The organism is Streptomyces sp. NRRL B-24085, from assembly GCF_001282115.1.
Lineage (GTDB): Bacteria > Actinomycetota > Actinomycetes > Streptomycetales > Streptomycetaceae > Streptomyces.
Map to the genome: position 1 here is coordinate 1 of NZ_LJBR01000106.1, position 20,412 is coordinate 20,412.

The 20,412-nt window shown below is 69.7% G+C and carries 22 protein-coding genes and 1 tRNA gene; 9 read left to right on the top strand and 14 right to left on the bottom strand.

The annotated features are described in order from the left end of the window. Positions 1–101: 101 nt before the first annotated feature. Positions 102–1,556, bottom strand: coding sequence for an MFS transporter (locus tag AOJ26_RS13915; protein WP_053848574.1), 1,455 nt, complete (start codon positions 1,554–1,556; stop codon positions 102–104). Between the two features lie 67 nt (positions 1,557–1,623). Continuing rightward, positions 1,624–3,000 (bottom strand): DUF445 domain-containing protein, encoded by a 1,377-nt coding sequence (locus tag AOJ26_RS13920; RefSeq protein WP_053848600.1) that lies wholly within the window; start codon positions 2,998–3,000, stop codon positions 1,624–1,626. Between the two features lie 195 nt (positions 3,001–3,195). On the opposite strand from AOJ26_RS13920, the gene AOJ26_RS13925 reads away from it, so the two are divergent. Next, positions 3,196–4,530 (top strand): SGNH/GDSL hydrolase family protein, encoded by a 1,335-nt coding sequence (locus AOJ26_RS13925; RefSeq protein WP_053848575.1) that lies wholly within the window; start codon positions 3,196–3,198, stop codon positions 4,528–4,530. A gap of 78 nt (positions 4,531–4,608) precedes the next feature. Here the strand turns inward: AOJ26_RS13925 and AOJ26_RS13930 are convergent, their stop codons facing one another. The 4 genes from AOJ26_RS13930 to AOJ26_RS13945 are packed head-to-tail and all read right to left on the bottom strand — an operon-like array spanning position 4,609 to position 7,955. Next, a complete protein-coding gene (locus AOJ26_RS13930) occupies positions 4,609–5,310 on the bottom strand; it encodes a DUF1707 SHOCT-like domain-containing protein (RefSeq protein ID WP_053848576.1) in 702 nt (233 codons plus the stop codon). Between the two features lie 32 nt (positions 5,311–5,342). After that, complete coding sequence (locus tag AOJ26_RS13935) at positions 5,343–6,338, bottom strand: ABC transporter ATP-binding protein (RefSeq protein ID WP_234358550.1); 996 nt, start codon at positions 6,336–6,338, stop codon at positions 5,343–5,345. 2 nt (positions 6,339–6,340) lie between these two features. After that, positions 6,341–7,162, bottom strand: coding sequence for an ABC transporter permease (locus tag AOJ26_RS13940; RefSeq protein ID WP_053848577.1), 822 nt, complete (start codon positions 7,160–7,162; stop codon positions 6,341–6,343). Next, complete coding sequence (locus tag AOJ26_RS13945) at positions 7,155–7,955, bottom strand: ABC transporter permease (protein ID WP_053848578.1); 801 nt, start codon at positions 7,953–7,955, stop codon at positions 7,155–7,157. The genes AOJ26_RS13940 and AOJ26_RS13945 overlap by 8 nt, the downstream gene beginning before the upstream one ends. A 202-nt stretch (positions 7,956–8,157) precedes the next feature. Between AOJ26_RS13945 and AOJ26_RS13950 the strand changes: the two genes are divergently transcribed. Continuing rightward, entirely contained in the window at positions 8,158–10,566 is a 2,409-nt protein-coding gene (locus AOJ26_RS13950) for a transglycosylase domain-containing protein (RefSeq protein ID WP_053848579.1), read from the top strand. 7 nt (positions 10,567–10,573) lie between these two features. Here AOJ26_RS13950 and AOJ26_RS13955 read toward each other — a convergent pair whose 3' ends face one another. From AOJ26_RS13955 to AOJ26_RS13965, 3 genes are all read right to left on the bottom strand, one after another. Further along, complete coding sequence (locus AOJ26_RS13955) at positions 10,574–10,894, bottom strand: DMT family transporter (RefSeq protein WP_053848580.1); 321 nt, start codon at positions 10,892–10,894, stop codon at positions 10,574–10,576. A gap of 168 nt (positions 10,895–11,062) precedes the next feature. Continuing rightward, the gene (locus tag AOJ26_RS13960) at positions 11,063–11,413 is read right to left on the bottom strand and encodes a GroES family chaperonin (protein ID WP_053848581.1); all 351 of its coding nucleotides are present in this window, start codon (positions 11,411–11,413) and stop codon (positions 11,063–11,065) included. A 44-nt stretch (positions 11,414–11,457) separates the two neighbouring features. Further along, entirely contained in the window at positions 11,458–11,787 is a 330-nt protein-coding gene (locus tag AOJ26_RS13965; RefSeq protein WP_053848582.1) for a DUF3618 domain-containing protein, read from the bottom strand. Between the two features lie 93 nt (positions 11,788–11,880). Between AOJ26_RS13965 and bcp the strand changes: the two genes are divergently transcribed. From bcp to AOJ26_RS13985, 4 genes are all read left to right on the top strand, one after another. Further along, positions 11,881–12,348, top strand: coding sequence for a thioredoxin-dependent thiol peroxidase (gene bcp, locus AOJ26_RS13970; RefSeq protein ID WP_053848583.1), 468 nt, complete (start codon positions 11,881–11,883; stop codon positions 12,346–12,348). 133 nt (positions 12,349–12,481) lie between these two features. Next, positions 12,482–13,132 carry an HNH endonuclease signature motif containing protein gene (locus tag AOJ26_RS13975; protein ID WP_053848584.1) on the top strand — a complete coding sequence of 217 codons (651 nt, stop codon included), beginning with the start codon at positions 12,482–12,484 and terminating at the stop codon, positions 13,130–13,132. Continuing rightward, complete coding sequence (locus AOJ26_RS13980) at positions 13,129–13,803, top strand: HNH endonuclease signature motif containing protein (protein WP_053848585.1); 675 nt, start codon at positions 13,129–13,131, stop codon at positions 13,801–13,803. The genes AOJ26_RS13975 and AOJ26_RS13980 overlap by 4 nt, the downstream gene beginning before the upstream one ends. Next, a tRNA-Leu gene (locus AOJ26_RS13985) sits at positions 13,803–13,886 on the top strand. The genes AOJ26_RS13980 and AOJ26_RS13985 overlap by 1 nt, the downstream gene beginning before the upstream one ends. Before the next feature lie 54 nt (positions 13,887–13,940). Here the strand turns inward: AOJ26_RS13985 and rdgB are convergent. The 4 genes from rdgB to AOJ26_RS14005 all read right to left on the bottom strand — a co-directional run bounded on the left by rdgB (position 13,941) and on the right by AOJ26_RS14005 (position 16,125). Further along, positions 13,941–14,543, bottom strand: a complete 603-nt coding sequence (rdgB, locus tag AOJ26_RS13990; protein WP_053848586.1) for an RdgB/HAM1 family non-canonical purine NTP pyrophosphatase — start codon at positions 14,541–14,543, stop codon at positions 13,941–13,943. Positions 14,544–14,554: 11 nt separating this feature from the next. Continuing rightward, entirely contained in the window at positions 14,555–14,959 is a 405-nt protein-coding gene (locus tag AOJ26_RS13995) for a hypothetical protein (RefSeq protein WP_053848587.1), read from the bottom strand. A gap of 147 nt (positions 14,960–15,106) precedes the next feature. Continuing rightward, positions 15,107–15,844 carry a ribonuclease PH gene (gene rph, locus AOJ26_RS14000; RefSeq protein ID WP_053848588.1) on the bottom strand — a complete coding sequence of 246 codons (738 nt, stop codon included), beginning with the start codon at positions 15,842–15,844 and terminating at the stop codon, positions 15,107–15,109. Positions 15,845–15,891: 47 nt separating this feature from the next. Then, positions 15,892–16,125 carry a glucose PTS transporter subunit EIIB gene (locus AOJ26_RS14005; protein ID WP_031056752.1) on the bottom strand — a complete coding sequence of 78 codons (234 nt, stop codon included), beginning with the start codon at positions 16,123–16,125 and terminating at the stop codon, positions 15,892–15,894. A gap of 126 nt (positions 16,126–16,251) precedes the next feature. Between AOJ26_RS14005 and AOJ26_RS14010 the strand changes: the two genes are divergently transcribed. Beyond that, entirely contained in the window at positions 16,252–17,544 is a 1,293-nt protein-coding gene (locus AOJ26_RS14010; RefSeq protein ID WP_053848589.1) for a PTS transporter subunit EIIC, read from the top strand. A 103-nt stretch (positions 17,545–17,647) separates the two neighbouring features. Continuing rightward, entirely contained in the window at positions 17,648–18,898 is a 1,251-nt protein-coding gene (locus tag AOJ26_RS14015; protein ID WP_053848590.1) for a PTS transporter subunit EIIC, read from the top strand. Between the two features lie 72 nt (positions 18,899–18,970). Here the strand turns inward: AOJ26_RS14015 and AOJ26_RS14020 are convergent, their stop codons facing one another. Then, positions 18,971–19,723 carry an MBL fold metallo-hydrolase gene (locus tag AOJ26_RS14020; RefSeq protein WP_053848591.1) on the bottom strand — a complete coding sequence of 251 codons (753 nt, stop codon included), beginning with the start codon at positions 19,721–19,723 and terminating at the stop codon, positions 18,971–18,973. A gap of 234 nt (positions 19,724–19,957) precedes the next feature. Between AOJ26_RS14020 and AOJ26_RS14025 the strand changes: the two genes are divergently transcribed. Then, positions 19,958–20,410 (top strand): type II toxin-antitoxin system PemK/MazF family toxin, encoded by a 453-nt coding sequence (locus AOJ26_RS14025; protein WP_053848592.1) that lies wholly within the window; start codon positions 19,958–19,960, stop codon positions 20,408–20,410. The last annotated feature ends 2 nt before the right edge of the window (positions 20,411–20,412 follow it).

Below are 20,412 nucleotides of genomic sequence, written 5' to 3' on the forward strand. Positions count from 1 at the left end.
CGCTACACACGCCCCCACCGGACAGCGACAGGCCGCCGCAGGCATTCAGGGGCGCGGGGAACTGCGCACAACGCTCGCCCCCACCCACCCGCACAAGAACCTCACGCCGCAGCCGTAAGCGGCTTCGCAATGTCCTCCAACGACCGCCCCTCCGCCCGCACCGCCAGAAACGCCGCCACCAGCCCGGCCGCACACATCAGCCCCGCCCCGATCTGGAAGGCCAGCACCGTGTCCCCCACCTTCCCCGTGCTCGTCAGGTCGGCGAACAGCAGCGGCCCGCTGATACCGCCCGCCGCCGTGCCCAGCGCGTAGAAGAACGCGATCGACATGGCCCGCGTCTCCATCGGGAACACCTCGGACACCGTGAGGTAGGCGCTGGACGCCCCCGCCGACGCGAAGAACAGCACCGCGCACCAGCACGCCGTCAGCGTGGCCGCGCTCAGCGAACCCCGGTCGAACAGCCACGCCGTCCCGAACAGCAGCAGCCCGGACAGCAGATACGTGGACGAGATCATCACCCGCCGCCCGACCGTGTCGAACAGCTTGCCCAGCAGCAGCGGCCCGCAGAAGTTGCCGATCGCGATGACCGCGAAGTAGTACCCGGTGTCCCCCGTCGGCACGTCGAAGAAGGTCGTCAGGATCGCCCCGAACCCGAAGGTGATCGCGTTGTAGAGGAAGGCCTGGCCGATGAACAACGAGAACCCCAGCACCGACCGGCGCCGGTAGTCCGAGAACACCGTCCGCGCGATCTCGACGAACGTCACACTGCGGCGCTGGTGGATCGTGAGCTCACCCTCGGCCCGCGGCAGCGCGGACCCCCGCTCGGCCTCCACCTTCTCCTCGATCGAGGAGACGATCCGCTCCGCCTCCTCGTCCTGCCCGTGGATCAGCAGCCACCGCGGACTCTCGGGCACGTGCCGCCGTACGAGAAGGATGACGAGTGCCAGCACCGCGCCCAGCGCGAACGTCAGCCGCCAGCCCACGTCCTTGGCGAAGATGTCCGTGTTCAGCGCGACGATCGACAGCAGGGAACCCCCCACCGCCCCCAGCCAGAAACTCCCGTTGATCATCAGGTCGACCCGGCCCCGGTACTGCGCCGGGATCAGCTCGTCGATCGCGGAGTTGATCGCCGCGTACTCCCCGCCGATGCCGAACCCGGTCAGGAACCGGAACAGGAAGAACCACCAGGAGTCGAAGGACACCGCCGTCAGCGCCGTGGCCGCCAGGTACACCGCCAGCGTGATCATGAACAGCTTCTTGCGGCCCCACTTGTCGGTGAGCCGCCCCCAGAACAGCGCCCCCAGGCACGCCCCGGCCACGTACAGCGCCGCGGCGATACCGGTGACCTGCCCGGAGGAGATGGACAGCCCGCTGCCCGGCTCCGAGAGCCGGCTCGCGATGTTGCCGACGACCGTGACCTCCAGGCCGTCGAGGATCCACACGGTGCCGAGTCCGATGACGATGGTCCAGTGCCAGCGCGACCAGGGAAGCCGGTCGAGTCTGGCGGGGATGTTGGTCGTCACGGTGCGGCCGGTATCGGCCTGGGCAGTGGTCACGGACGGGCTCCCTCCTCGTCGAGCGATCCTCGAACGAACCCCACCCGGGTGCCCCCGACCTGCCCGGCTACGCCCCCAGCGCCCGCGACACGGTGTAGATCAACAGTCCGGCCAGCGATCCGACCACCGTGCCGTTGATCCGGATGAACTGCAGGTCGCGGCCGATGTGGGCCTCGATCTTCCGCGTGGTGTGCTCGGCGTCCCAGCCGGCCACGGTGTCGGTGATCAGGGAGGTGATCTCCCGCCGGTAGGTGGTGACCACGTACACCGCGGCCCCCTCCACCCAGCCGTCGACCTTCGCCTGCACCTTGGGGTCGACGGCCATCCGCGCCCCGAGCGACAGCAGCGACGCCCGCACCCGCAGCCGCAGTTCACTGCGCTCGTCCTCGGCGGCGGAGACGATCATCGACCGTACGGCGGTCCAGGCGGACGCGATGAGGTCCTGCACCTCGCCGCGGCCCAGCACCTCGCCCTTGAGCCGCTCGACACGCGCACGGGTGTCCGTGTCGGACTGGAGGTCGGAGGCGAAGTCGGTCAGGAACCGGTCAAGGGCTCCGCGCGCGGGATGGGTCGGCATGTCCCGCATCTCGGTCACGAACCGCAGCAGCTCCTTGTAGACGCGTTCGCCGACCTTCTTGTCGACGAACCGCGGGGTCCAGCCGGGCGCGCCCCCCTGCACCGCGTCCATGACCTGCTCGTCGTGGAGCACGAGCCAGTCGTGGGCGCGGGCCACCACCAGGTCGACGACCCGCCGGTGCCCGCCGTCGGCGACGACCTTGTCCAGCATCTTGCCGATGCCGGGCGCGATCTCCTGGGCGTCGGCCCGCCGGGTGATCGCCTCGCCGACCACGGCCTGCACGTCGGAGTCCCTGAGGACGGTCAGGGCGCCCCGCAGCGCCGCCGACAGCTCCGCAGTGACCCGGTCGGCGTGCTCGGGCTCGGCCAGCCAGGCGCCCAGCCGGCTGCCGATCCCCACGGCACGCAGGCGCTGTCGTACGACGTCCTCGGAGAGGAAGTTCTCGCCGACGAACTCGCCCAGGGACACCCCCAACTGGTCCTTCTTGGTGGGGATGATCGCGGTGTGCGGGATGGGCAGGCCGAGGGGGTGGCGGAAGAGCGCGGTGACCGCGAACCAGTCGGCGAGCGCGCCGACCATGCCGGCCTCGGCGGCCGCGGCGACATAGCCGGCCCAGGGGCCCGCCCACGAGTGGTGCGCCCAGGTGGCGAGGACGTACACGACGGCCACGAACAGCAGCAGCCCGGTCGCGGTGAGCTTCATCCGCCGCACCCCGCGCTGCTTCTCCAGGTCCGCCTCGCTGAAGGTGTTCATCGCACGGACGGGCGACGCGGGGGCGGCCCGGCTCGCGGACGTCACGGCCCGGCGCTCCGGGGCCTGCCGCTCCGCGACCGACGGTTCCGCTTCCTCAGGTTTCGTGCGTTCCATCCGCTCCACCCGTTCGGTGATCCCTCACACATTGTCCCTTCCTGACCTACTCCCGGAACAGAACAGGAGTTCCCGGTGTCGGTCCGGACGGGGGAACCGGCGGGGGTCTCGTCGCTTCTCCTCAGGTTCATGCCGCATCATGGGTTGATCAGATCGGAGCCTCGGGCTCCCATCGCCCTAGGAGAACAGCACCACATGACTCGGCGTCATGGTTACGCCCTGCTCGCCTCGATCGTCGCCCTGATCGTGGCCCTGTCCACCGCCGTCTACGTCTCGGTGGCGGCCGGCACCGGCACCGCGGACCGGACCTCGCTGTCCGGCTCCCGGCCCGTCCGCCCGTCCGCCGCGCCCGCCTCCGCCGGAGTCTGGGTCGGCACCTGGTCCGCCGCCCCGGTCGGCGCCGAGCCCGGCACCCTCGCCGAGGGCATGACGGGCCGCTCCGTCCGCAACGTCGTCCACACCAGCGTCGGCGGTACGAGTGCCCGCGTCACGCTGTCCAATCTCTACGGCCGGACCCCGCTGACCGTCACGCACGCCTCCCTCGCCCTCGCCGCCGGTCCGAGGACCGCCGCGGCACAGGCGGGGAGCACGCGGCGGCTCACCTTCGCCGGCGACACCAAGGTCGTCGTCGCCGCCGGCGCGCAGGTGCTCAGCGACGCCGTCGCCCTCGCCGTCCCGGCCGGCGGTGACCTCCTCGTCACCACCTACTCCCCCGTCCTGTCCGGCCCGGTCACCTACCACCCGACGGCCCGCCAGACCTCGTACGCCGGTCCCGGCGACCTCACCGAGGACGAGACCGGGGCCGGGTACACGGAGCAGGTCGACCACTGGCGGTACCTCACCGCGGTGGACGTGCTCAGCGACGAGGCCGACGGCACGGTGGTCGCCTTCGGCGACTCGCTGACCGACGGCAAGAACTCCACCGCCGACGCGAACGCCCGCTGGCCCGACTTCCTGAACCGGCGCCTGCGCACCGCGCTCGCCGCGGGCCGGGACCTGCCCCGCTACAGCGTCGTCAACGAGGGCATCGGCGGCAACCGGGTCCTCGCGGACGCCCGGGGCCGCCCCGGGGAGAACCAGGCCGGTATCCGGCGCTTCCGGCGGGACGTGCTCGACCGCCCCAACGTCAGGATCGTGGTCGTCGACCTCGGCATCAACGACATCCTCCGCACACCGGGCACCGTGGACCCCGACAAGCTCCTCGCCGGTCTGCGCGACCTGGTCCGCCAGGCCCACGCGCGCGGCATCAAGGTGGTCGGCGCGACCCTCATGCCCGTCGGCGAGCGCTCCACCTGGACCGAGGCCCGCGAGGGCGTCCGCCAGCGGGTCAACGCGGAGATCCGTTCGGGCCGGGTCTACGACGCGGTGATCGACTTCGACCGGGCGCTGAGGGATCCCCACGACCCCCGCAGCCTCCGCGCGATCTACGACTCGGGAGACCGGCTGCACCCCAACGACAGGGGGTACGAGCGGATGGCGTACTCCTTCGACCTGGAGTACCTGAAGGGTTCGACGGCGGCACGCCTGTAGCTGCGGGGACCGTACCCACCCAGGGGCGCGGGGAACTGCGCGACCGGCCACGACGGACCCGCACCCGCCCCCTGGCCCTCAGCGCTCCCCGCGCCGGAGCTCACGGGCCGCCTCCCGGCGCTCCACACGCTCCTGCCGCCGCTCCTCCCGCAGCCGCTGCCGGTCGGCCTTCCTGAGCTTGCGCTCGACCCCGACCCCGCCCCAGAACGCGAACCCGGTCACGATCACGCGAGGCGCCCCGGGCTCTCCCGGCACCCCCTCCTCGCGCTGGTCGAACCCGCCCATGATCCCGATCCCGCGCACCACGACCTCGACCCCCGGCGGCACGATCACCTGCATCCCGCCCATGATCGCGACACAGTTGATCTCGACCTCGCCGGCGGCGAAGTTCGCCTCCCGCAGATCGATCTCCCCGCCGCCCCAGAAGGCGAAGCAGTTGAACCGCCGGGGCACGGTCCACCGCCCCTTGCGCTGGAACCCGGACATCACGGCGACGGCCCACGTCGAGGAACCCTCGCCGCCGACGATCCGGGACGCCCAACTCCCGTCGCCCTCGGGCCCCTTCACCATGTCGACCTTGGGAGCGGCCACCTGTCCGACCGGCAGGTCACGGGTGATCGGCGCGAGCTCGCCGTAGGTCCGCGCCTTGTAGGTCGCCTCCAGCCGCTCGCCGAACTCCTCCATGTCGAGCCGGCCCTCCGCGAGGGCGTCCCGCAGGACCTCGGCGACTCGCTCACGATCGGCGTCGGAAGCACGCAGCTCCGGGAGTTCCTCCGTCATACGAGCAGCCTACGAGTTACCTCACCGCACGGCTACGACACCGCCTGCTCCGCTTCTCCCGCGTACATCTTCGCGATCACCGCCTCGATGTCCGGCTCCCGCACCGACAGGTCCACCAGCGGGTACTGCGCCGCGACCCGTGCCACCAGCGCCGCCGCCGACTCGGACGCCGGGAACGCCAGCCACTGCCGCGGCCCCTCCACCTTCACCACGCGCGCGGGCGCCGCCTCGATCGGCGGCAACTCCCGCTCCAGGTCCACCACCAGGGTCCGCTCGCTCTCGCCCACCTCGTGGAGGCCGGTGAGCGGGCCGTCGTACATCAGGCGGCCGTGGTCGATGACCATCACGCGTGAGCAGAGCTGCTCGATGTCCTGGAGGTCGTGGGTGGTCAGCAGGACCGTCGTGCCCCGCTCGGCGTTCAACTCCCGCAGGAATCCCCGCACCTTGGCCTTGGAGATGACGTCGAGTCCGATGGTCGGCTCGTCCAGGTACAGCACCTCGGGGTCGTGCAGCAGCGCCGCCGCGATGTCGCCCCGCATGCGCTGCCCCAGGGACAGCTGGCGTACCGGCACGTCCAACAGGTCGGCCAGTTCGAGGAGTTCGACGCAGCGGTCGAGATTCTCGCGGTAACGGGCGTCCGGGATGCGGTACATGCGGTGCATCAGCTTGTAGGAGTCGATCAGCGGGAGGTCCCACCACAGGGTGGTGCGCTGGCCGAAGACCACGCCGATGCGGTGGGCCAGCCGGGTGCGTTCGCGGGACGGGTCGATGCCGGCCACCCGCAGCCGGCCGCCGGACGGGGTCAGGATGCCCGTCAGCATCTTGATCGTCGTCGACTTGCCGGCGCCGTTCGGGCCGATGTACCCGACCATCTCGCCGCGCGCCACGGTGAAGGAGATCGAGTCGACCGCCCGCACCCGGCGCCGCTCCCGTTTCAGGAAACCGGTCTTCTTGCGCACGTCGAAGACCTTCTCGACACGGTCGAGTTCGATGAAGGCTTCCTGCGCCACGTCCATCTCCACGTCCATCGCTAACTCCCCGTACTCCGGTACGACCCGAGCCCGGCCCGCCAGGCCAGCCCGGCCAGGGCACAGCACACCATCGCCACCAGCGGCGGCGTGAAGGCAGCCCAGTGCGGCAGCTCCAGCGGGTACGGCCGGTCCAGCACATAGGAGGCCGGCACCCAGTTGACGAAGGCGAGGGGCAGCATGAACGTCACCCCGCGCACGAAGTCCTTCCCGAACACCGTCGGCGGGTACTGGAGCAGGGTCGTACCGCCGTACGTGAACGCGTTCTGCACCTCGGAGGCGTCCTGCGCGAAGATCTGGAAGGCCGCGCCCGCCACGAACACCGCGCAGAAGATCACCGCGCCGCTGACCACCATCACCGGCACCAGCAGCACCTTCGCCGCGCTCCAGTCGACGTCCACCGCGGCCAGTGCCCACACCAGCACCACCGTGCCCTGGGTGATCCGGCCCAGGCGGCGCACCGCGAACCGGTCCGCGCCGATCTGCGCGAGCACCGGCGCCGGCCGCACCAGCAGGATGTCGAAGGACCCGTCGCGGATCCGGGACCCGAGCACGTCCATCGAGCCGAGCACCAGGTCGGCGATGCCGAAGGCGGTCACCGAGAGGCCGTAGAGGAAGGCGATCTCGGGCAGTCCCCAGCCGCCCAGCGAGTCGACCTGCGAGAACATCAGCAGGATCCCGACGAAGTCGAGGCCGGTCATCAGCAGGTTGCCGCACATCGTGACCACGAAGGAGGTGCGGTAGGTCATGGCGGACCGCACCCACATGCCGGCGATCAGCCGGTAGGCCCGCACGCCCTCGGCCAGGCGGGACGTCTCAGCCACCCTGCACCACCACCCGCCGGGTCGCCGCCGACTGGAGCAGCCGCCCGGCCCCCAGCAGCACCACCGCCCAGGTCGCCTGGAAGGCATACGCGCCGAGCGGGTCGGTCTCCCCCATCAGGACGTCCGCCGGCACCTGGAGCTGCGCCGCCCACGGCAGCGCCCGTACGAGATCACCCAGCGCCCCGGGGAAGGCGTTGAGGGGGAACACGATGCCCGAGCAGAAGACACCCGTGATCATCACGGCCTGCATGATGCCCATGCCGTCCATCAGCCAGAACACGCTCAGCGCCGCGAGATAGCGGATCCCGAAGCTGACCACCATCGCGAGCAGCAGCGCCACGAACAGGGCCGCCCAGGAGGTGACATCGGCGGGCAGCGCCATCGGGAAGAACAGCGCGCCGAAGACGAAGGGGATCACCCCGCGGCCCAGCAGCTGGAACAGCGAGCGGCCCAAGTCGCTCGCCAGCCACCACAGTTGGAGGTCGGCCGGGCGGTACAGGTCGACGGCGATCTCACCCGTGCGGATCCGCTCGATCACGTCCTTCTCGGCGCCGCCGCCCTGGAGGGCCAGCGTCGAGTAGAGGCACTGCCCCAGCCACACGTAGGTGACGGCCTGCGCCTGGTCGTAGCCGCCCAGATGGGGTTTCTCGTCCCACAGCGCGAGATACGTGTAGACGAGGATCACACCGAAAACGGTGTTGGTGAACACCCCCGCGAACGTGGCCGCGCGATATGTCGCGTATCGTCGGAATCCCCCTGCCGCGACGGTCGCGTACAACCGCCAGGAACCCACATCGACAGCCCTCCTCGGCCCGCGAACACCGAAGCGCAGGAGCCTAGTGCGCAGGTGACGGGGCGGGCCACTCATTTTCCGGGCGAGACGCGCGCCATATCCGGGAACGGAACGCAGGGTGCGAGAGTCTTCAACAGGGGACGCAGAAGGCGTACGAGGTCGTACGGGAACGTACGACGCGAAACAGGAGTCCGTGCACGAGATGAGCGACCAGCCGCAGCAGCCGACCGAGGGCTGGGCACCGACAGAACCGCAGGCGGCTGAAGAGCCCGACGGCAAGAAGAAGGCCAAGCGGCCCAAGCGGACCGGCTGGCGACGGCTGGTCCCGACCTGGCGCATGGTGCTGGGCACCTTCGTCCTCGGACTGATCGCCCTGGCCGGCCTGTTCTTCCTCGGCTACTCCATGGTCAAGATCCCGCCGGCCAACGCGCTCGCCATCAAGCAGTCCAACGTCTACCTCTACGCCGACGGCAGCCAGCTCGCCCGCGACGGCGAGGTCAACCGCGAGAACGTCTCCCTCTCGCAGGTCTCCAAGGACGCCCAGCACGCCGTGCTGGCCGCCGAGGACCGCGACTTCTACAGCGAGTCCGCGATCGACCCGAAGGCCATGCTGCGCGCCGGCTGGAACACCGCCACCGGCAAGGGCAAGCAGTCCGGCTCGACGATCACCCAGCAGTACGTGAAGAACTACTACCTGGCCCAGGAGCAGACCGTCACCCGCAAGGTGAAGGAGTTCTTCATCTCGATCAAGCTGGACCGCACCCAGTCCAAGGACCGGATCCTCGAGGGCTACCTCAACACCAGCTACTTCGGCCGCAACGCCTACGGCATCCAGGCCGCCGCCCAGGCCTACTACGGCAAGGACGCCGTCGACCTCGACCCGGCCCACGCCGCCTACCTGGCCGCGCTGGTCAACGCGCCCAGCGAGTACGACGTCGTCGCACACCCCGAAAACAAGGCCGCCGCCGAGGCCCGCTGGAACTACGTCCTGGACGGCATGGTCAAGAAGGGCTGGCTGGACCAGTCCGAGCGCACCGGGCTGAAGTTCCCGATGCCCAAGGAGCAGACCGTCTCCACCGGCCTGTCCGGGCAGCGCGGCTACATCGTCCAGGCGATCAAGGACTACCTCACCACCAACAAGATCGTCACCGCCGAGCAGCTGGAGGCGGGCGGCTACCGCATCACCACCACCCTGGACAAGAGCAAGCAGGACGCCTTCGTGAAGGCCGTCGACGACCAGGTGATGAAGAAGCTCGACAAGAAGAACAACAAGGTCGACAACTACGTCCGCGCGGGCGGCGCCTCCGTCGACCCGAGGACCGGCAAGGTCGTCGCCATGTACGGCGGCATCGACTACGTCAAGCAGTACACCAACGGCGCGACCCGCGGTGACTTCCAGGTCGGCTCCATCTTCAAGCCGATCGTGTTCGCCTCGGCCGTCCAGAACCGCTCCGAGACCCAGGACGGCCGGCTCATCACCCCCAACACCTACTACGACGGCACCAACAAGCGCCCCGTCGTCGGCTGGAGCGGCGGCTCCTACGCCCCGGAGAACGAGGACCAGGGCTCCTACGGCGAGATCACCGTCCGCGAGGCCACCGACAAGTCCGTCAACTCGGTGTACGCGCAGATGGCCGTCGACGTCGGCTCCGACAAGGTCAAGCAGACCGCCGTCGAGCTGGGCATCCCCGCCGACACCCCGGACCTGACCGCGTCCCCGTCCATCGCGCTCGGCGTCAACACCGCGAGCGTCCTCGACATGGCGGAGGCCTACGCCACCCTCGCCAACCACGGCCGGCACGGCACCTACACGATGATCGACAAGATCACCAAGGACGGCGAGGCGACCGTCGAGCTGCCGAAGCAGCGCACCAAGCAGGCCGTCAGCCGCGAGGCCGCCGACACCACCACCTCGATCCTCCAGAGCGTCGTCGAGAACGGCACCGCGACCGCCGCCCAGGGCGCCGGCCGCCCCGCCGCGGGCAAGACCGGCACCGCCGAGGAGGACACCGCGGCCTGGTTCGCCGGCTACACCCCCGAACTCGCCACCGTCGTCTCCGTCATGGGCCAGGACCCGGTGACCGCCGCGCACAAGTCGCTGTACGGCGCGATGGGCCTGGAGCGCGTCAACGGCGGCGGGCCGCCCGCCGAGATCTGGGCGCAGTACACCAAGGACGCCCTCAAGGGGAAGCCGGTCGGTGACTTCGACCTCCAGCTCCAGGAGGGCGCCGAGCAGCAGGCCCCGAGCACCCAGGCCCCCGTCGACCCGACCACGGGCGGCCAGGGCGACGGCGGCACCACGGGCGACACCACCGGCGGCCAGGGCACCGAGGGACAGACCGAGGGCCAGAGCGAGGGCCAGTCCCAGGGACAGACCGAGGGCCAGGACAACGGCGGCACCACCGGCGGCGACACGACGGGCGGGACCGACGGCGGCACCACGACCGACGGCGGCACGACGACGGGCGGAACCTCCGGGGACACCTCCACCGGGGGCGGCACGACCGACGGCGGCACCACGGGCGACGCGACCGGAGGCACCACCGGCGACTCGCCGAGCGGCGGGGCGACGGGCGGCCAGAACCTGCTGACCACGAGCCGCCGGGAGTGACCGCGCCTCAGTGACCCGAGGTCGCCTTCAGCCCCACCACGGCGACCAGCAGCAGGCACACGAAGAAGATCCGCGCGGCGGTGACCGGCTCCCCCAGCACCACCATGCCGAGCACCGCCGCCCCGGCCGCGCCGATCCCGACCCAGACGCCGTAGGCGGTACCGATGGGAAGGGACTTGGCCGCGTACGACAGCAGAACCATGCTGGCGACGATCCCGGCACCGGTGAGCAGGCTCGGCACCGGCCGGGTGAAGCCCTCCGAGTACTTCATGCCGATCGACCAGCCGACCTCGAGCAGACCGGCGACGACGAGCAGGACCCAGGCCATGACGGACACCTCCGGGAGACGAACTCTGAAAGGGGTGCGTCGTCTTTTCCGGTGTCTTGACGGCAGTCCCGGTACGGCGCGTCTCGTCGGGCTGGCGCTTTCAAAAGTAGCAAAGGAACGACAAAAAGGGCTGGTGACGATGGTCACCAGCCCTTCTGAACCGCTGATTCAGAGGTACAGGCCCGTCGAGTCCTCGGACCCCTCGAACCGGTCGGCCGCCACGGCGTGCAGATCACGCTCACGCATGAGGACGTAACCCGTCCCACGCACCTCGACCTCGGCCCGGTCCTCGGGGTCGTACAGCACCCGGTCGCCCGGTTCCACGGTCCGTACGTTCTGCCCCACCGCGACGACCTCGGCCCAGGCCAGCCGGCGTCCGACGGCCGCGGTGGCGGGAATGAGGATGCCGCCACCCGACCGCCGCTCGCCCTCACCGTTCTCCTGCCGCACGAGCACACGGTCGTGCAGCATCCGGATGGGCAGCTTGTCGTGCGGGGTGTCGTTTCTGTTGGCGCTCACGCCACTGAACCTACCTGTCCTCGACGCCCGTGTACGCGGCCGGGTCAACCCTTGCGGCGCCGGGTGCCCAGGGCGAGCAGCCCCACGAGTCCCACGGCGACGAGGGCGACGGGCAGCACGCGCTCCAGACGGGGTGCCCCGTCCTCGTCCACGAACTGGGCCTTCACGTCCGTCACGGCCTTGTTCACGGAGACGTACGCCCGCCCGAGCGTGTGGTCGATGTTGGAGACGACTTTGGCCTTGGCGTCGCCGACGATCGTCTTCGGGTGCACCCGCACGCCGATCTCGTCGAGCGTCTCTGCCAGCACCTCGCGGCGGCGCTTGATGTCCGCCTCGATCTGCGCCGGGGTTCTGATGTCCGACGTGTCCGCCACGGTAGAGCCTCCGGGGTCGCTGCTACTTGTCCTGGACAGTCTGTCAGTTCCGCCCGCGACCGCACTGTCAGGACCCCCGGTTACGCTGACCCAATGAGCGAGCGACTCCAGCCCGGGGACGTGGCCCCCGCCTTCACCCTGCCCGACGCCGACGGCACCGAGGTGTCCCTGTCCGACCACAAGGGCCGCAAGGTCATCGTCTACTTCTACCCGGCCGCCCTGACCCCCGGCTGCACGAAGCAGGCCTGCGACTTCACCGACAACCTCGACGTGCTGGCCGGCGCGGGCTACGACGTCATCGGCATCTCCCCGGACGCCCCGGTGAAGCTGGCGAAGTTCCGCGAGAAGGAGTCCCTCAGGGTCACCCTCCTCGCCGACCCGGAGAAGACCGTCACCGAGGCCTACGGCGCCTACGGCGAGAAGAAGAACTACGGCAAGACCTACATGGGCGTCATCCGCTCCACGATCGTCGTGGACGAGGAGGGCAAGGTCGAACGCGCCCTCTACAACGTCCGGGCGACGGGCCACGTGGCGAAGATCATCAAGGACCTGGGCATCTGAACCTCCCTGCTTCGAGCGGCCCGCACCGACCCCCCGGTGCGGGCCGCTCCACGTTCCGGGCGCGACTGTCCGATAAACGGTTCGTTACTCCGTACGGGGTCACGAACGTGTGGCCGAGAGCGGAGGGGGTCCGGTGGGGGCCAGTGCGTACACCAGGGAGCGGCTGGAGGAGACGGCTCGGGGGGCTCGGACGTTGTCGGAGGCGTTGGGGAGGCTGGGGGTGGACCCCAAAGGCTGGAAGCGACGGTACATCCACGAGCGCATGAAGAAGCTCGGAGTAGATGTCTCGCACTTCGAGCGGGAGGGGGTCAAGTGGACTCGAGAGATCCTCGAGCCCGTGGTCGCTCGGTCATCGAGCGTCTACGAGGTCCTGCGGCACCTGGGGCTCGACCCGGTCGGCGGTCACCACACGAACATCTCCGGGCGAATCAAGGCCTACGGCCTCGACACCTCGCACTTCACGCCGGTGCGCCGTACGGAGCGGCAGCGGTGCAACCAGCGCCGCCGGACGGCTGAGGAGATCCTCGTCGAGGAGACCTCGGCGCATGCCACGCGCGTACCGGGCAGTCGTCTGAAGCGGGCGATGCGCGAGCTGGGCACAGAGGAGCGTTGCGCCCTGTGTGGGATCGAGTCGGTGTGGCTCGGCGAACCGCTGCCGCTGGAGGTCGACCACATCGACGGCGACTGGCGGAACAACCGGATCGACAACCTGCGGCTCCTGTGTCCCAACTGCCACTCGACGACGGACAGTTACCGCGGGCGCGGGAAGGCGCGTGCCTCATGAGCAGTGGCGTGCAGTACACCCGGGAAAGGCTGGCCGAAGCCGCTGCGCGATGTTCCGACATCGACGAGGTCATCGCCTTCTTCGGCACCCGGCCCTACGGCTGCCTTCATCGCTACTTGGTAAGGCGCTTCGCTCACTTCGGTATCGACATCTCGCACTTCCGTCCCTGCGGGAGGCCGACTCGCCCCTCGGAGCACCAACTGCGAGCAGCCGTTGCCGAATCGAGTTCCCTCGCGGAGGTGCTGCGCCGACTGAATCGCCCGGAAAATGGCAGACAACGGAGTCAGGTGCGCCAGTGGATCGCCGAGCATGAGATCGCGACCTCGCACTTCCTGGGACAGGCCCACCGACGAGGCAAACCGTCAGCGAACGCCAAGCGCCCGGAGGAGGTACTGGTCCGGCACCACGGCACACACCGGACCCCGACCAAGCGTCTGCGCCGCGCGCTGCTGCAAGTCGGCGTGACCGAGGAGTGCGCCCGTTGCGGAACCGGCCCCGAATGGCTGGGCAAGCCCATGACGCTGGAGGTCGACCACATCAACGGCGACTGGAGCGACGACCGGCGCGAGAACCTGCGGTTGCTGTGCCCCAACTGCCACGCGATCACCAGTACCTGGTGCAGAGGCGGCAGAAGGCGACGAGCGACTCCCGGTACGATGGCAACCGGCTAGCGGCGGTGGCGCAATGGCGACGCAGCAGACTTAGGATCTGTGGCCCCTGATCGGGCTTGAGGGTTCGAATCCCTTCCGCCGCACGTGGACGGCCTGCGCGTCGAAGGACCGATGCGCAGGCCGTAGCCGTATAGGCCTCAGCCCAACAGCTCCCGTACCACCGGTACCAGCGCCCGGAACGCCTTCCCCCGGTGGCTGATCGCGTTCTTCTCCTCCGCCGTCATCTCGGCGCACGTGCGGGTCTCGCCCTCCGGCTGGAGGATCGGGTCGTAGCCGAAGCCGTTCGTGCCCGTCGGGGTGTGGCGGAGGGTGCCGTTCAGGCGGCCCTCGACGACCCGCTCCGTGCCGTCCGGCAGGGCGAGGGCCGCCGCGCAGGCGAAGTGGGCGGCGCGGTGTCCGTCGGCGATGTCGGAGAGCTGGGCGAGGAGCAGGTCCAGGTTGGCCCTGTCGTCTCCGTGCCGGCCGGACCAGCGGGCCGAGAAGATGCCCGGGGCGCCGCCCAGGACGTCCACGCACAGGCCCGAGTCGTCGGCCACGGCGGGCAGGCCGGTGGCCTGGGCCAGGGCGTGGGCCTTCAGCAGGGCGTTCTCGGCGAAGGTGACGCCGGTTTCCTTGACGTCCGGGATCTCGGGGTACGCGTCCGCGCCGACGAGGTCGAACGGCAGACCTGCGTCGGCGAGGATCGCGTGGAGCTCGGTGATTTTCCCGGCGTTGCGGGTGGCGAGGATCAGGCGGGTCATGCCCACCAGTATTACGGCGTGCAGACCTTGGTCAGTTCGCCGGCCGCGTCGGTGACGGGGCTGAGGTCGGGGGTCTCGTCGCCGTTCTTCACCGCGGTGCGGACGTTGGACACGGCCGTGTTCAGGTCGTCGACGGCCTGGTTGACGTCGGTGTTGTCGGTCTTGTCGCCGATCTCGTCGAGGTTCTGGTCGATGGCGGCGAGGGCGTCGTCGATCTGGGTGGGGTCGTTCGACGCGTTCTCCACGGCCTGCTGGAGGTCGGTGACGCTGTCGGCGACGGCCTCGGCGGTCTGGACGCAGTCCAGGGCCTTGCTGACGGCGTCGCAGCCGGTGGTGAGGCCGGTGGTGAGTACTGCGGCGGCCACCGCGGCGGCGATGGTGATACGGCGACTGCGGCGGCGTCGGCTCGCGGCCATGGATCTGTTCCCTCCCTGTGGCAGGCCTGGGGAGGCCCCCCGTCGACTGGCCGGGCGCCCGTTGTGCACAGCGGGCGCCCGTACTCCCGAAGACGCCGGGGCGGCCGGTCGGGTTGCGCGCGCCGGCCACCGTTCTTGGCGGTCCCTTTACCTTTCGAGGACCGTATCAAGCGCCTTGCTCTGGAGGGCGGCGAGTTCGGAGCAGCCGAGGACCGCGAGGTCGAGGAGGGAGTTGAGTTCGTCGCGGGCGAAGGGTTCGGCCTCGGCGGTGCCCTGGACCTCGACGAAGCGGCCGTCGCCGGTGCAGACGACGTTCATGTCGGTGTCGGCCTTCACGTCCTCCTCGTAGCGGAGGTCGAGGAGGGGGACGCCGCCGACGATGCCGACGGAGACGGCGGAGACGGTGCCGGTGAGCGGCTTGCGGCCGGCCTTGATCAGCTTCTTGCCCTGGGCCCAGGCGACGGCGTCGGCGAGGGCGACGTAGGCGCCGGTGATGGCGGCGGTGCGGGTGCCGCCGTCGGCCTGGAGGACGTCGCAGTCGAGGACGATGGTGTTCTCGCCGAGTGCCTTGTAGTCGATGACCGCGCGCAGGGAGCGGCCGATGAGACGGCTGATCTCGTGCGTGCGGCCGCCGATCTTGCCGCGGACGGACTCGCGGTCGCCTCGGGTGTTGGTGGCGCGGGGCAGCATGGAGTACTCGGCGGTCACCCAGCCCTCGCCGCTGCCCTTGCGCCAGCGAGGGACGCCTTCGGTGACGGAGGCGGTGCAGAAGACCTTCGTGTCGCCGAAGGAGACGAGGACGGAGCCCTCGGCGTGCTTGCTCCAGCCGCGTTCGATGGTGACCGGGCGGAGTTGTTCGGGGGTGCGGCCGTCGATTCGAGACATGGCGTCGAGCCTATCGGCCTGCCGGGTGGGCGTTCGGCGCGCTCAGCTCACATCATGTCCTCGATCTCGGCGGCGATGGGGTCGGCGTCGGTGCCGATGACGACCTGGATCGCGGTGCCCATCTTGACGACGCCGTGGGCGCCGGCGGCCTTGAGGGCGGCTTCGTCGACGAGGGCCGCGTCGTGGACCTCGGTGCGCAGGCGCGTGATGCAGCCCTCGATCTCGTCGATGTTGTCGATGCCGCCGAGTCCGGCGACGATCTTCTCAGCCTTGGTGGCCATGTCGTTCTCCTCATGCACAGTTGGCCCAACTTCGCGGGCGATTGCGCTGTTCGTACCGAAAGATGACGTCACAGCAACCAATCGTCCGTGACTGGTCTACACCACCCGACAGGCGGTCGCCAACTGATGAGTTCGGAAACCGAGATCTCGCCCGCACGCCGGCGGTGGCAGTCGGCGTTCCAGGGGCTCCAGAAGATGGGCCGCAGCCTTCAGCTCCCCATCGCCGTGCTGCCGGCCGCGGGCATCCTCAACCGGCTCGGCCAGCCGGACGTGTTCGGGGACGACGGGCTGGGCTGGACGAACGTCTCCAAGGTGATGGCGGGCGCGGGCGGAGCGCTGCTCGACGGCCAGCTGGGGCTGCCGCTGCTGTTCTGCGTCGGGGTGGCCATCGGGATGGCGAAGAAGGCGGACGGGTCGACGGCGCTCGCCGCGGTGGCCGGATTCCTCGTCTATTTCACGGTGTTGAGGCAGTTCCCGGAGGACTGTCCGAGCGGGGCGAAGGCCGTGCCGGGCATCGGGTGCCAGGCGGCGGTGGACCACACGGTGGTGGCGTTCACCTACCAGAACCCGGGGGTGTTCGGCGGCATCGTGATGGGGCTGCTGACGGCGTTCTTCTGGCAGCGGTACCACCGCACCAAGCTGGTGGACTGGCTCGGCTTCTTCAACGGCCGCCGTCTCGTGCCGATCATCATGGCGTTCGTGGCCATCGTGTTCGCGGCGCTGTGCCTGTGGGTGTGGCCACCGATCGGCGACGGCCTGGAGAACTTCAGCGACTGGCTGAAGGACGCGGGGGCGTGGGGTGCGGGGCTGTTCGGTGTCGCGAACCGGGCATTGCTGGTGATCGGGCTGCACCAGTTCCTGAACGTGCCCATCTGGTTCCAGTTCGGGACGTACACCAAGCCGGACGGCACCGAGGTGCACGGCGACATCAACATGTTCCTGGCGGGCGACCCGGACGCGGGGCAGTTCCTCTCGGGGTTCTTCCCGATCATGATGTTCGCGCTGCCGGCGGCGGCGCTGGCGATCACGCACTGTGCGCTGCCGGAGCGGCGCAAGGAGGTCGGCGGCCTGATGCTGTCGGTCGCGCTCACCTCCTTCGTGACGGGGATCACCGAGCCGATCGAGTACTCGTTCCTGTTCATCGCGCCGCTGCTGTACGCGGTGCACGCGGTGCTGACGGGGGTGTCGATGGCGGTCACGTGGGGGCTCGGGGTGCACGACGGCTTCAGCTTCTCGGCCGGGCTCATCGACTACATCATCAACTGGAACCTGGCGACGAGACCGTGGGCGATCATTCCGATCGGCCTGTGCTTCGCGGCCGTGTACTACGTGATCTTCCGGTTCGCCATCACCCGGTTCGACCTGAAGACCCCGGGCCGGGAGCCCGAGGAGGAGGTCGAGGACGTCACCAAGCTGTAGTCCTCCGGTTGCGGAATTGACGGGTTCCTTATAACGCCCCCATCGTGTACAACAGGTCTACACCACTGAGTGGTGTAGACCACCACCCGATGGAGGAAGCGTCATGAGCACCGCCACCGAGACGGCGGCCCCCGCAAAGAAGCGGGGATCCGGTCTTTTCCAGGGCCTTCAGAAGGTCGGCCGCAGCCTGCAGCTCCCGATCGCCGTGTTGCCGGCGGCGGGGCTGCTGCTCCGGTTCGGCCAGCCCGATGTATTCGGCAAGGACGGCTTCGGCTGGGACAAGGTCGCGTCCGTGTTCGCCACCGCCGGTGGCGCGATCTTCGACAACCTGCCGATGCTGTTCTGCATCGGCGTCGCCATCGGCTTCGCCAAGAAGGCCGACGGCTCGACCGCACTGGCGGCCCTGGTCGGCTTCCTGGTGTACAGCAACGTCCTCAAGGCCTTCCCGGTCACCGAGGCGAAGGTCCAGGCCGGCGCGGACATAGCCGCGACCTACAACAACCCCGGCGTCCTCGGCGGCATCCTGATGGGGCTGCTCTCGGCCGTGCTGTGGCAGCGCTTCCACCGCACCAAGCTGGTGGACTGGCTCGGCTTCTTCAACGGCCGCCGTCTCGTGCCGATCATCATGGCCTTCGTCGGCACCCTCATGGGCGTCTTCTTCGGCCTCGTCTGGGAGCCGATCGGTGAGGTCATCTCCGACTTCGGTGAGTGGATGACCGGTCTCGGCGCTGTCGGTGCGGGGCTGTTCGGCCTGATCAACCGTGCGCTGATCCCCATCGGCATGCACCAGTTCGTGAACACGGTCTCCTGGTTCCAGCTCGGCGACTTCAAGGACGCCACGGGCGCGGTCGTGCACGGCGACCTGAACCGCTTCTTCGCCGGTGACCCGACCGCCGGCCAGTTCATGTCGGGCTTCTTCCCGATCATGATGTTCGGTCTTCCGGCCGCCGCGATCGCGATCGCCCACTCCGCCCGCCCCGAGCGCCGCAAGGCCGTGATGGGCATGATGGTCTCGCTCGCGCTGACCTCCTTCGTCACGGGCGTGACCGAGCCGATCGAGTTCTCGTTCATGTTCATCGCGCCGGTGCTCTACGCGATCCACGCGGTCCTGACCGCCGTCTCCATGGCGGTGACCTGGGCTCTCGGAGTCCACGCGGGCTTCACCTTCTCCGCGGGCGTCATCGACTACGGGCTGAACTGGAACCTCGCCACCAAGCCCTGGCTGATCATCCCGATCGGCCTGGTCTTCGGCGCGGTCTACTACGCCGTCTTCCGCTTCGCCATCGTCAAGTTCAACCTCCCCACCCCGGGCCGCGAGCCCGAGGAAGAGGTCGAGGACCTCACCAAGGCGTAGGAACAGCCGTACCGCACGCGAAGGCCCCCGGAGCCCTGAACCGCTCCGGGGGCCTTCGGCATGTCGTAGGGGCTAGATCTCGTACGACTGCCTCGGCGTCGCCAGGGACACCGGGCCGTCGAAGACGGCGCGGGCGTCGGCGAGGTTGACCTGGGGGTCGGTCCACGGGGGGATGTGGGTGAGGACCAGGCGGCGGGCGCCGGCCCGGGTCGCGGTCTCACCCGCCTCGCGGCCGTTGAGGTGCAGGTCGGGGATGTTCTCCTTGCCGTGCGTGAAGGCGGCCTCGCACAGGAACAGGTCGGTGTCGCGGGCGAGTTCGGTCAGGGCGGGGCTGAGCCCCGTGTCGCCGGAGTAGGTCAGCGACCTGCCGCCGTGCTCGATGCGGATGCCGTACGCCTCGACCGGGTGCGCCACGCGTTCGGTGTGGACGGTGAACGGGCCGATGTCGAAGGTGGACGGCTTGACCGTGTGGAAGTCGAAGACCTCGCTCATGGAGGAGGCGGTGGGGGTGTCGGCGTAGGCCGTGGTCAGACGGTGTTCGGTGCCCTCGGGGCCGTAGACCGGGATGGGGTCGCAGCGGCCGCCTTCGTGGCGGTAGTAGCGCGCGACGAAGTACGCGCACATGTCGATGCAGTGGTCGGCGTGCAGATGGCTGAGGAAGATCGCGTCGAGGTCGTAGAGACCGCAGTGGCGCTGCAACTCGCCAAGGGCACCGTTGCCCATGTCGAGAAGCAGCCGGAAGCCGTCGGCCTCGACGAGGTAGCTCGAGCAGGCCGATTCCGCGGACGGGAACGACCCCGAGCAGCCGACGACGGTGAGCTTCATAAAGCAGAAACCTCCGCTGGCGGGAACTTTTCTGGGAAAGAGACGGGGGTCGTGCGGTCCGTCGAGCGTAAGGCGCAAAACCTCCGGTCGCTCCTCCGCCAAGGGCTGTTGTGGGCGAACTCACCTGTGGTGTCACCGGTTCGGCTGGACCAGGGGCGCGTAGGGAGTGTGACCGCGCTAACGGCTTGAACAGAGGGCGCGCGGGGCAGATCGCGCGCCGGTAACGTCGTCCTCATGGACACGTCCTGGTGGCTCGCTCTCGCGGCCGTGATGCTGCTGGCGCTGGTCGCCACGCTCGTGGACGGGTGGGGGCGGGGGCACCGGCCCCGCGGACGCTCGGACCGTACGACTGGGCCGTCCGGGCGTACGACGGGGGTGCGGCCGCGGCCCGCGGAGATCTGGTGGGCGCAGGTGCCGTACGAGGACGGGCCGGGGGCCAAGGACCGGCCGTGTCTCGTGCTGGCCGTGCGCGGGCGGCGGGCCGTCGTCGCGAAGATCACCAGCAGGTACCACGGCGAGCGGGCCGGGGTGATCCCGTTGCCGCCGGGCTCGGTGGGCGACGCCCAGGGCCGGGCGAGCTTCCTGGAGACGGACGAGCTGCGCGAGGTGCCGGTGGGGGACTTCCGGCGCAGGGCGGGGGTGGTGGACCCGGTCCTGTGGGACCAGGTCCGTCACCTGGCGACCTAGCG